The following is an 11,175-nucleotide window of genomic DNA, read 5'->3' as shown; positions in this document are numbered from 1 at the left end:
GAGATGTGCGTGGCGTCCTGCCAGTGGTGGCCGAGCGGCGCGATCGGGTCCGACATGGCGGAACGGCGGTGCGGGAAGCCGGGCGGGCCGAGCGCCGGCTCGCCGGCGGGCGCGAGATAGAGCTCCGCGCCCAGGTCGTCGCTGAGCGCGCGGCGGTAGAGCGCCGCCACCTCCATGAACAGGTCGTGCGGATGCTGCACGTCGTGCAGCGGCTGGCCGCCGAGTGACTCCCCCGACTGCAGGATCAGCGGGTAGCCGCCGCGGCCGACCGTGGCCGGCTCGAGCGACAGCATGGCGCGCAGCCCGAGCTCGCCGCCGGCCAGCTCGCGCTGGCCCATGACCATGCCCCAGTGGGTCGAGAACAGCGCGTCGTCGCCGCGCCGCGTGGCCTGGTAGTCGTAGCCCGCGAACAAGAGCCCGTGCGCCATGAGCATCCAGTCACCGGACATCCGGTGCACGGCGTTCATCGGGGTCTCGTCGGGCTGCCAGGCGGTGCCCGAGGCGTTGCGCAGGTCGCTGATCTCGAGCGGGCCCTCGAACATGTCGTGAGCCGCTGCCGCGCGCGACGCGCACACCCAGAGCACGAGCAGAGCGGCGGCCGGCGACCTCATGCGGCCGCCGCAATCTAGCTAAATCGGCTCACTCCGAAGGCGTGGGCGCGACCGGCACCCAGGGCCGGTCGCAGGTCTGCACGTCCGGGTAGTAGGCGTTCGTGGTCGGGCAGAAGTACCAGTAGCCCGAGGGCAGCGGCTGCGCCTGCGGCTGCACCACGACCGCGGACGGGTAGTACGCCGGCGGGTAGTACGGGTAGTAGCCGCCGTAGTAGCCCCCGTAGTAGCCGGGTCCGTACCAGCCGCCCCAGCCCCAGCCCCAGCCCCAGAACGGCGCGCCCAGGCCGACCACGACGTTCGTCCCGCCGTGCCAGCCGCCGCCATGCCAGCCACCGCCGCCGTGCCAGGCGCCGCCACCGTGCCAGCCGCCGCCACCGCCGTGCCAGCCGCCACCACCGTGCGGGCCCGCGAAGCTGCTCGAGGCCGGCACACACACGAGCAGCGCGATCGCAGCCAAGATTCCCAGGCTCGATTTGCGCATCTCCGTTCTCCTACGCCCCGTTCGACGCTGGCGGCGCCGCGCGGGGTTCAAGCCAGGCCTGCGAGGCGCCGAATCGGCGAACATGGCCCATCGCGCGCGCCTCGCCCTCGTTCTGGCGTTCCTCAGTATGACCGGCGTCGGGGTCCTGGGTTGCGCTCACCATCCGGCGGCGCCAAAGGTGTACATCCCGCCGCGCATCGACCTGTCGCGCCACGGCACGCTCGGGATCGTGAGCTTTGCGAGCCCCGGACGGGACGCCTTCGGCGCCGACATCACGCGCGAGTTTCTGGCCACCTTGCAGTCGGCCCAGCCGGGTACGCCGGTGCTCGAGCTCGGCGACGAGCGGGCGGTGCTCGCGCAGCTCGGCCGCGAGACGCTCGATCCGGACGCCCTGCGCATGCTCGCCGAGAGACGGCACGTCGACGCGGTGATCGTGGGCGCGCTCGATTCGCAGCGCGTCTCGCCGAAGATCGCGCTCGATGCGCCCTCGGCCTGGGCGTCGGCCTCGGCCGACCTCGAGGCGTCGCTGCGCGTGCGCATCCTCGACACGCGCTCGGGCGCGACCGTCTGGAGCACCGTCTCGCGCGCCAAGGCGCAGATCGCCGGCCTCGACATGAGCCCGGGCGGAGTCTCGAACGTGGGCACGAGCGGGCGCCAGGAGGCCGAGCAGATCCTGGTGACTCGCCTGGTGCGCAACGCGACCGGCGACTTCTGGGGCCACTGGGAGTAGCGCCGCGTTGGTGCGCTACTGCACGGTGACCGGCACGCTCACCGAGTGACTCGCCGGGCCCGAGCTGGCCGTGACCCCGATCATGTAGGTGCCCGCGGGCGTGGCCCTGTGCGCGACGTTCGCGCCGCCCGAGCCGCCGCCCCCGCCGCCTCCGCCGCCGCAGCTGGTGGAGGCGAACAGGAACAGCGCGAGGCCGAGCACGGCCGCGCGGCGGCGCCGCGTCGCCAGACCGAGCAGCGCGATGACCGACACGAGGCCGGCCATGGCCTTCGCGGGCGGCGCCTTGGTGGAGACGGTCAGCGTGGCCATCTGCGTGGTCGAGCCGGAGCCGAGCACGAGCGACGACGGCTGCACCTGGCAGCCGACCTGGTCGGTCTTGTCGCCCGCGCAGGTCAGACTCACCGTGCCCGTGAAGCCGCTCTGCGCGGTCACGGTCAGGGTCGACATGGCGCTCGCGCCGGCGGCGATCGTGCCGCCCGGGGTCGCGACGATCGAGAAGTCGGTCACGGTGACGGCGGACGGCGCGGCGCTCGACGCGAGATACACCAGGTTGCCGCCGTAGGCGGCGCCGATCGCGTGGCCGCCGCCGGTCAGGCTGCCCGTCATGTACGAGGCCTTGTAGCTGCTCCCGCTCTTCGTGACCGGCACGGGCGTCCCGGCGTCGACGCCGTCGATCGAGAACTGCACCTGGCCGCCCGCGGGTGACCCGAAGCCCGCCGAGGCGGGAGTCACGGTGGCGGTGAAGGTCTCGGCGGTGCCCACGGGCGAGCTCGCGCTCGACACGGCCAGGCTGGTGGTGGTCGCCACGTTGGCCGCCCAGTGAGTCGCAAGCGTCCCGGCGTTCACGGAGCCCAGGCCCGTGGCGCGGTCGTAGCCCGGCGTCGCCGTGAAGCCGACCTGGAATGGCGCGCTCGCGGGGCAGTTGCTGCTGCCGGGCTGGCAGGGCACCGCGTTCCCGCCCGAAGTCACGTCGTGGAAGGCGCTCGGCGCGCTGGCCGCGAGCGCGTACAGCGTGGGGTTCGGGCTGCCGAGCCCCGAGGAGCCGGTGCCGCCGTTGATCAGCGCCAGGATGCCGGCCAGGCTCGGCGCGGCGATCGACGTGCCGCCCACCACGTCGAGCGTCTGGTCCTGCGCGCGGTAGCCGTTCACGCACAGGCCTTGCGAGCAGATCAGATAGCCGTCGTGGCTGAACGACGAGTCGAGGGACACGTCGGGCACGTCGCGGTGGCCGTCGTTGGGCACGCCGGTGCCGGTCTGCCAGGGCGGCTTGGAGAAGATCGTGCTGGCGCCGCCGCCACCCGACGAGAGCGAGCCCTCGGTCTCGGTGTCGTTCCAGCCCGTCTCGGGGATGTACTGCAGCGCCGAGCCGTTGCTCGCGTCGTTGGTCGAGCTCCAGTAGGTCGCCGGACTGCCGGTGTCTGCCTCGAACTCGGTCCCGCCCGCGCCGGTGACCTCGGGGATGCTGGCCGGCACGTCGACCGCCAGGCCCTGCGTGGCCACGGGCGAGTTGGGATCGTCGCAGTCGGCCGCACCGGTGTCTCCGGTCGCCGCGGTGATCGACTGCCCTTGCGAGTTCGCCTGCTGCGCCCAGCCGCGCACCATGAGCGCGAAGTTGCTGCCGTTCAGCGCCTCGCACGCGCCGTAGCTCGTGCTGATCACCGGAGCCACGTCGTGGTCGACCGCGTACTGCAGCGCGTCCCACACGCCGAAGGGGGTGGTGGTGCAGGTCTGACCCGAAGTGACTCCGGTGTAGACGTAGACCACGGTCGCCGCGGGCGCGACGGCGCCGGACCACTCCACGTCGAGGTCGGCCTCGGTCACGTCGCCGTCGCAGACCTTGGCGCTGCCCGTGTTCGGCACCAGCACCTGCTGCAGGTGCGTCGGGGGCAGGCCCGAGGCGGCGCGGAACGCGTCGATGTCGCTGGTGGCGTTGTGCACGGCCAGCGCCGACTGGCCCACGACCGCGATCTTCTGGCCCGTGCCGTCGAAGCCGGCCGCGTACAGGCTCTTCAGCCCGTAGATCGTGGCGAAGTCGTCGGGCGCCATGAAGTGACCGCCCGAGATGCTCGACGTGAAGCGGCTCGCTGCCAGCGGCCGGTGCACGCGCGGGCGCGGCCGGAAGTCACTCAGGTTGCGGACCGCCAGCACCACGCCGGCGTAGGCGGCCGGGATCGACGGGTCGACCGCATTGGCGCGGTGCAGCTCGCCGTCGACCAGATACTCGTGAATCTCGGTGTGGAACGCGTCTTCGACCTGCGCCACGCTGCCCGAGAAATAGAGCTCCTGCCGGCTGCGCGAGGCGCCGTGCACGCGGAAGCCATGGGCGGAAAGCCAGCCGGTCACGTTCGCGAGGTCGGCGTCGCTCATGCCGAAGCGCGCGGCGAACTCGTCCGGCGTGAGCCACTGGTGGTACTGGGCCGAGCTCGGATCCTGCTGCGCGGCGAGCAGCGCCTCGAGCTCCGCAGCCTGCCCCGCCGACGGCTTGAACACGAGTGCCAGCCGCTCGAGCGAGCGGCGGGGATCGAGCCGGCCGCGGTCGAAGTCGGGGCGCGCCAGCACGGAGCGGTTGCCGGCCAGCACGTGCAGGTCCTGGTCGTCGGGCCGCTGCCGGATCCGGTTCGGCAGGGGCCTGGGCAGGCGCGTCTGCGCGTCGCTCCACGCGGCGACGCCGAACACCAACAGAAACAACGCGATCCACGCCGGAACGCGCGCTGGAGATCTTCCCACGCCCTGCCTCATCAACGGATCGAAGGTTGGAGGGGGCGCGCGCCCCGGACATTCGCCGCGCCGCCGCCGCTCCATTCGGAAGCATCGGCCGCGGGCGCCTGCCGGCGCGTGAGCGGACGCACAAGTCGGCCAGTTACTTCTCGCTGGATTAGCGATCGCTCATCGGAGCGCCGACGAACTGCACCAGCCCGCACTGCCCTTTCTCGAGCGTCACGCGGCGCGGATCGTCGGTGGACAGGTCGAAGGCCGTGACTCCCGGAGTGAGTGGCCGGACCGAGTAGGTGCCCGGAGCGACCTCGAGCCGGAAGGCGCCGCGCTCGTCGGTCTCGACCGTACCTGCGCGGCCGTTGCCGCTGATCTCGAGCTTCACGCCCGGCACCGGGCGCCAGTTCATGCGGGTGGTGACCCGGCCTTCGATCGTGGTCGGCGCGTCGGCGAGCGCGCGGATCGCCGCGATGCGCTCCGCCGCCTGCTCGACCGGACCCGAGGAGCCCGCGCAGTCATCGGCCGCCTCGAGCCGCCCGCGCGCGCGCCGCGCGAACAGGAGATACTCGCGGCCCTCCTTCAGGTCGAGCCGGCCGCTGTCGTTCCCGACCGCCACGTCGACCGACTCTCCGAGCGCGCCGCGGAAGCGCTCCTTCACCTGGAGCGTGAACTGGGTCTCGTCGTCGCCCGCCAGCCGACTCGTCACCACCCCCGTGAAGACCGCCGCCGCGCGGAAGAACTCGCTGCACACGCGCGGAGCCGGCTGACTGCACACGGCGCCCGCCTCGCCCGTCAGCGCGAGCCAGAGGACGACGCTGTGTCGCAGGCTGCGAGTCATGAAGTGCGTTCTGCTCATCCGCTAGTCGATGCGCAGGCTCTGCTCCATCGCGTAACACTGGTCCCAGACGAAGGCATCGTAGGCGGCGAGCTTGTGCTGCCACTTGGGAGTGACTTCGTCGACGCACTGGATCACGACGCGGTCGATGTAGTCGTCGAACACCGCCCACGGATTGCTGGCGACGTCCTTCGCGTCCATGCCCTGGCCCGGCTTCGTGCTGGCGAGCGCCTTGGAGGCGGCCGCCTTCACGTCCTGCATGAACTCGGCCTGCAGGTCGACGTCGGCATGCGTGCCCGTGCGACTCACATGGCCGCCGACGAAGGTCTGCCAGTCCATCTTCCGGATCTCTTCGACCTGCGCGAACACGCCCGGCACGTCGTGCGCCACGGCCCAGCGGCGGAACGGCATCCAGCCGGGGAACACCACGTCGACGACCATCAGGACCTTCTGCGCCGGCGCATACACGAAGATGTTGCCCGGCTCGTGCCCGTCGCCGTGGTACGAGAGCTCGAGCGACTGGTCGCCGACGTGAAGCGAGTACTTGTCCTTGAAGGTCACCGTGGGCAGGGGCCGGTTCGGGTCGGCGGCCCGTTTCAGCAGGCGCTTGGTCTCCTCCTGGGCGATGATGATCGGGGTCCCGCCCAGTGACTTGACGCCGGCGATGTGATCGACGTGCGAGTGAGTGTAGATCACGTGCGTGATCGGGTTCTTGGTCACTTCGGCGACGGCTTGCAAGAGCTTCGCCGCGTAGCCGGGAGGCGCGTCGACCATCACGACCCCGCGGTCGTACACGAGGAACATGTTCTGGTAGGCGCCGTCCGTGACCATGTAGAGGCCGTTTCCGAGCTTCTCGGTGCGGTAGCCCTTCGCGGGGTCGATAGCCGGGCCCTTCGAGCCCTCGGGCACGTCGAGATACTTCGGGATCCGCACTCCGATCGGCGCGGTCGAGGGCATGTTCGCGTACGGCCCGTTCGCGCTCTGCGCGAGCGCCGATCGCTCTGAGAGCGCCGATCCGAGAACGCTGACGACGACGAGAAAGAACCCAGCCAATGCGCGACGCATCATGAGATCTCCTCCAGCGGGTGCTCGTCCAGGATCATGGGCGGTCTCCTCAGAAGTTCACGTCGTAGCGGTGCCGTTCGGCATGGCGCTCGAGGTGTTGCCAGATCTCGCGGTCGATCCGCGCCGCGTCGTCGCCGTCTCGTGTCTCGACCCAGGCGTGGAGGGCGACCAGCGCGGCGCCGTGCTGCGCGTGCACCCCGTCGAGCGGCCCGAGCCGCAGGTCCGAGAGCTCCCGCGCCTCCGCCTCGGCCAGGCGCTCGGCGAGTGACTCGGGCAGGCGGAGCCGGCGCGCGCCGGCGAAGATCGCGCGCCGCTCGCGAATGTCTTCCAGCCGCGCATGCACGCCGCGCTCCAGATCCTGGCCGATCATCTCGAACGCGAGGTTGAGAAACGCGGCGTCGGCGGCACCGAAGGCCGTGCGCTGCTCGGGCAGCACGTGCGTCAGCAGGCGCTGCGCCAGGAACGACACCGCCTGCTTGGACTCGGCAATCATGCGCGCTCCAGGCGCTCGGTGTACACGCGGCGACTCACGGGCGAGAGGCGGTCCACCAGGATCCGGTTCTGGCGATCGAGCGTGAGCCAGCCCGCGATGGCCAGGATCGGCTCCTTGCTCGCGCCGTGCGCGAAGTCCTCGGCCGAAGACACCCAGATCGCCGCGGCCTTCAGCGACGCGAACACCTCCCACCAGCGAAAGACGTCGAGGTCGACCTTCAGGCCGCTGGCCGCTTCGAAGATGCGGATCGCGTCGAGGCGCGGCGCGAGCCGCCCGGCGAGGTGCGCATCGGGCCAGGCCCAGAGCGGGTCGAACGACCAGGCGAGGTCTTCGAGCGGGTCACCGACGTGCGCCATCTCCCAGTCGAGGATCCCGCGGATCTCTCCTTCCGAGTCGAACAGGAAGTTCCCGCTGCGGTAGTCACCGTGCACCAGCGCGAGCTTCGGCGGCGGCGGCGGCAGATTGCGGCGCAGCCAGCGAATGGCCGCCTCGGCGATCGGCTGTGGCTGCAGCGCGTCCTTTGCGATCACGGCGGCCCAGTATTCGAGCTCGCGCCGGGCAGTGTCTCCGAGAGGGGGCGCGGGCAGCTGGTCACCTACGCCGAGCCGGTCGACGTCGAGCGCCGCCAGGCGGCCGAGGATCGACCACTTCTGCGCGCTGACCTTGGCGTGCAGCTCGGGGCGGAGCAGCTGCACGTTGGTCTCGCAGCCCGGAATCTCGGCCGTGAGCGAGAACGGCCTGCCCAGCGGCCGCTCGTCCTGCTCGAGCACCAGCGGCTCGGGCACGGGAATCACTCCCGAGCGGAACGCCGCGCCGTAGGCAGCGAACTCCGTCGCGCGGTCGGTGTCGATCAAGCTCGACTCCGGATCGCGGCGCAGGATCATGCCCCGCGTCGCGCCGCCGCGAGTCACCTTCAGCCGGTACGTCTCGCGCGAGGCGCCGCCGGGAATGCGCGCCACCTCGCCCACCTGCGTGGCCAGGCCGTCGCGCGCGGCGAGGTAGCGCGCGAGCCGGTCCGCGAGCTCGTCGATCGGCAGAGTCACGCGCGCAGCATACCTCTAGGGCAGCAGGCGCTGCTCGCGCAGGAGCGCGAACCACTTGCGGAACATGGCCTCGGTATCCATCACCTCGCCGAAGCCCGCCTGGCGCAGCTTGACCGTCGAGACGATCGCCGGCGGCGTGCGGAACTGCGCGCCGTAGGCCATGACGAAGTCGGCGTAGTGGAAGGACTCACCGACGAACTCGTGCAGGCCCGGCGAGCGCAGCCCGTACTTGGCGCGAATCGCATCCCACTCCTGGGCTCGCGCCGGCATGCTCTCGCCCAGCCGCTGCGGCTCCGGCGGGCCGAGCTTCATGCCGAGCGCGTCGGCGATCGCCGGCCACACGTTCGCCCAGGTGAAGACGTCGCCGTTGGTCACGTTGAAGATCTGGTTGCGCGCCTGTGGTGACTCGGCCGCCCAGGCGATGGCGCGCGCGAGCAAGTCCGCATCGACCGCCTCGATGACCGACCCCTCACCGCCGGGATACGCGAGCGGCTCCCCGCGCTCGCGCCGCAGCGCGGCGTAGACACCGAGCGCGGGAATCAGGTTCATGGCCGATCCGAGCGAGATTCCGAACACGATCTGCGGCCGCAGGATCGTGAAGCCCCACGCGCGGCCCGATTGCCGCGCGCGCAGGTGGTCCTCCTGCTCCCAGTAGAAGTTCGCGACGTCGCGCGCCTCGTCCCGATCCTCGCGCGCGGGCAGCGGGATCGGCCGCACGTGCGCGCCGTAGGCCTTGGTGCCCTGCAGCAAGGTGACGTGGCGCAGCCGCGGCGCTGCGGCGTCGAGTGAGTCGAGCAGGTTCTCGAACATGCGCCGGTTCGTGTCGATCTGGTCTGCCTCCAGCCAGCCGGTGTAGAGACCCGGCTTCTCGTAGAGCGCGGAGAAGACGAGCTGAGTCGCGTCGCGAAGCTCGGCTGCCAGCGTCTGGCACGCCGCGCGGTCCGTGAGGTCGACGGAGCGCAACCGGGCTCCGGGCGTCTCGAGCGGCGCGCGCCGCGAGAGTCCCGTCACGGCGCAGTCTCCGCGGCGTGCGAAGTGTCTCAGCGCCGAATAGCCGACCACGCCGGTGGCCCCGGCGATCACTACGTGCTCCGTCACGGCCGCTCCTACCTGATCCACCCGCACTCTACCCGGCCAGGCCGCCCGGATGGGCCGGAGCCAAAGCTCATGCGCAGCCGTATGTGGCACAGGCGGGGAAGCCTGTCTCCACTGCCGCTCAAGAAGCCCTCCACTCGTGCCGCAAGAGGTGTGACCCATCTGGAGATCTCCATGAGCGCTCGCAGCCCGTCGTGGTCGACGCTCGGTCTCGGGTTGGCGGCGGTGCTCTGGGTGCTCACGGTAGGGGGCGGGTTCGTGGCGATGCTGGTCTACAAGAGCACGCCGGGGATCGCGGCCGCGCCACCCGCGAGCTGGCCCGAGGCGAGCCGGATCGAGCCCGCGCACGACAAGCCGACGCTCGTGATGTTCGCGCACCCGAAGTGCACCTGTACGCGCGCCAGCCTTCACGAGCTCGGCGAGCTGCTCGCGCGCGTCGACGAGCCGGCGCGCGTGGTCGTCGCCTTCGTCCTTCCCGACGGTACGGGCGAGGACTGGAACGACACCGATCTGTGGCACAGCGCGGAAGCGATCCCGGGAGTGACCGTCGTGGCCGACCACGGCTCGCGCGAGGCGAACCTCTTCGCGTCGCGCACTTCGGGAACCGCGCTTCTGTACGACGCCGGGGGCCGGCTCGAGTTCGCCGGCGGCATCACGTCCATGCGGGGTCACGAAGGCGACAGCCTCGGCCAGGAACGCATGGTGGCACTGTTGAACGGCCACGCGGCCGACCGGCCCACGAGCCCGGTGTTCGGCTGCGACCTCGGAGCCGAGCCCAAAGACCAAGGAGGGAAGCCATGAGTGAAGTGCAGACCGACCGAACGGCCGATGCCATCGTCGCGCGCGCGGGCGCGCGCTTCGACAAATGGCTCGACGAGCGCCACGTCACCACCGACCGATTCTTCGCCTGGCTGCTCGCGGGCCAGTGGCTGTTCGGGATCGCGATCGCGCTGACAATCTCGCCACACACCTGGAGCGGCAAGGTCGAGTCGATCCACGCGCACGTCTGGCTCGCCACGCTGCTCGGCGGGGCCATCATCAGCCTGCCGCTGCTGTTGATCCGCATGCGCCCGGGGCACGTCATGACCCGGCACGTGGTGTCGGTGAGTCAGATGCTGATCTCCGCCCTTCTCATCCACCTCACGGGCGGCCGCATCGAGACCCACTTCCACGTCTTCGTGTCGCTCGCCTTCCTCGCCTTCTATCTCGACTGGCGCGTGCTGGTGACCGCGACGCTGGTCGTGGTCGCCGATCACCTGATCCTCGGGCTCTTCCTGCCCGAATCGGTCTACGGCATCGACAACCCCGAGTGGTGGCGATTCCTCGAGCACGCCTTCTGGGTGCTGTTCCTGATCTCGGTCTTGGTGTACGGCTGCGCCACGACGATCAAGACGTGGCTCGGGTTCGCGCAAGAGGTCGTGATGCTCGAGGCCCTGGCCGAGCGCCAGCTCGACGGCGCGCACGGCGAAGGATCCTGACTCGCATGTCCTCCACGAAATACGACCTGGTGTCGATCCGCAGCGACGGCGGCGTCGAGCGCAAGATGGGCCCGCACGAGTTCGCCGCGCTCCCGATCAACGAGCGCGTCAGCGCCGTGCTCCAGAAGCGCCTCAAATTCTACTTGCGAGGCGTCGAGGTGCCGGAGCGCGAGGCGCTGAAGCCGGACTGAGTGTCCTGGTCGGGGATCTCCACGAGCCCCTGGTCAAGGTTCACGGGTCAGTCATTGTCTTGTCGCGGACGCTCGCCCCGCCCATCGGGTTTTCCTTGCTTACCTGTCGCTTGCGGCGAGATGATCCGGTTCCTTCGGATCGACAGGGGTACGGATGAAACCGCGTGTTCTCAAGCACCTGCTCCTCGCCGTGGCCGGCCTCGCCATCGGCATCGCCTGCGCCGCCAAATTTCGCCTGACTCCGCAGCAGCTGGCCGAGATCGCCGACATCGCCAATCAGCCGCTGACGTGTGAGTCGCTTGAGGAGTGCGAGGCGGTGTGGGCGAAGGTGGCCTCGGAGATCTCGAAGCAGTGTGGCTTCAAGATCCAAACTTCCACGCCCAATCTCATCGAGACGGATGAGCCTGTGAGCAAGGAATATGGGCCCGTGGCGTGCAAGGC

13 protein-coding genes are annotated in these 11,175 nt (G+C 70.5%); 5 read left to right on the top strand and 8 right to left on the bottom strand.

The features are described from left to right. Positions 1 to 611: hypothetical protein (locus VMR86_13820; protein HTO08122.1), on the bottom strand; the 611-nt coding region annotated here is incomplete at its 3' end. Positions 612 to 639: 28 nt separating this feature from the next. Continuing rightward, positions 640 to 1,092, bottom strand: a complete 453-nt coding sequence (locus VMR86_13815) for a hypothetical protein (GenBank protein HTO08121.1) — start codon at positions 1,090 to 1,092, stop codon at positions 640 to 642. A 178-nt stretch (positions 1,093 to 1,270) separates the two neighbouring features. Between VMR86_13815 and VMR86_13810 the strand changes: the two genes are divergently transcribed. Next, a complete protein-coding gene (locus VMR86_13810) occupies positions 1,271 to 1,822 on the top strand; it encodes a hypothetical protein (protein ID HTO08120.1) in 552 nt (183 codons plus the stop codon). Between the two features lie 15 nt (positions 1,823 to 1,837). Here VMR86_13810 and VMR86_13805 read toward each other — a convergent pair whose 3' ends face one another. The 6 genes from VMR86_13805 to VMR86_13780 all read right to left on the bottom strand — a co-directional run bounded on the left by VMR86_13805 (position 1,838) and on the right by VMR86_13780 (position 9,068). Next, positions 1,838 to 4,549, bottom strand: a complete 2,712-nt coding sequence (locus VMR86_13805) for a protease pro-enzyme activation domain-containing protein (GenBank protein HTO08119.1) — start codon at positions 4,547 to 4,549, stop codon at positions 1,838 to 1,840. 148 nt (positions 4,550 to 4,697) lie between these two features. Beyond that, positions 4,698 to 5,372 (bottom strand): carboxypeptidase-like regulatory domain-containing protein, encoded by a 675-nt coding sequence (locus VMR86_13800; GenBank protein ID HTO08118.1) that lies wholly within the window; start codon positions 5,370 to 5,372, stop codon positions 4,698 to 4,700. A gap of 21 nt (positions 5,373 to 5,393) precedes the next feature. After that, positions 5,394 to 6,326, bottom strand: a complete 933-nt coding sequence (locus VMR86_13795) for an MBL fold metallo-hydrolase (protein ID HTO08117.1) — start codon at positions 6,324 to 6,326, stop codon at positions 5,394 to 5,396. 157 nt (positions 6,327 to 6,483) lie between these two features. Further along, complete coding sequence (locus VMR86_13790) at positions 6,484 to 6,927, bottom strand: hypothetical protein (protein HTO08116.1); 444 nt, start codon at positions 6,925 to 6,927, stop codon at positions 6,484 to 6,486. Beyond that, positions 6,924 to 7,970: a phosphotransferase family protein gene (locus VMR86_13785; GenBank protein ID HTO08115.1), complete on the bottom strand. Its 1,047-nt coding sequence runs from the start codon at positions 7,968 to 7,970 to the stop codon at positions 6,924 to 6,926. Before VMR86_13785 ends, VMR86_13790 begins: the two co-directional genes overlap by 4 nt. A 15-nt stretch (positions 7,971 to 7,985) precedes the next feature. After that, the gene (locus VMR86_13780; GenBank protein ID HTO08114.1) at positions 7,986 to 9,068 is read right to left on the bottom strand and encodes an SDR family oxidoreductase; all 1,083 of its coding nucleotides are present in this window, start codon (positions 9,066 to 9,068) and stop codon (positions 7,986 to 7,988) included. 171 nt (positions 9,069 to 9,239) lie between these two features. On the opposite strand from VMR86_13780, the gene VMR86_13775 reads away from it, so the two are divergent. The 4 genes from VMR86_13775 to VMR86_13760 form a co-directional block, all read left to right on the top strand. Next, on the top strand, positions 9,240 to 9,866 hold the full coding sequence (locus VMR86_13775; GenBank protein ID HTO08113.1) for a RedB protein: 627 nt from the start codon (positions 9,240 to 9,242) through the stop codon (positions 9,864 to 9,866). Beyond that, entirely contained in the window at positions 9,863 to 10,543 is a 681-nt protein-coding gene (locus tag VMR86_13770) for a hypothetical protein (GenBank protein HTO08112.1), read from the top strand. Before VMR86_13775 ends, VMR86_13770 begins: the two co-directional genes overlap by 4 nt. Before the next feature lie 5 nt (positions 10,544 to 10,548). Next, a complete protein-coding gene (locus VMR86_13765; GenBank protein ID HTO08111.1) occupies positions 10,549 to 10,734 on the top strand; it encodes a hypothetical protein in 186 nt (61 codons plus the stop codon). Positions 10,735 to 10,888: 154 nt separating this feature from the next. Continuing rightward, the coding region (locus VMR86_13760; GenBank protein HTO08110.1) for a hypothetical protein at positions 10,889 to 11,175 on the top strand (287 nt) is incomplete at its 3' end.

It is taken from the genome of Myxococcota bacterium (assembly GCA_035498015.1).
Classification (GTDB): Bacteria; Myxococcota_A; UBA9160; order SZUA-336; family SZUA-336; genus VGRW01.
Note: the sequence above shows the minus strand (reverse complement) of the source record. Positions and strands in the feature narration are given on the sequence as shown.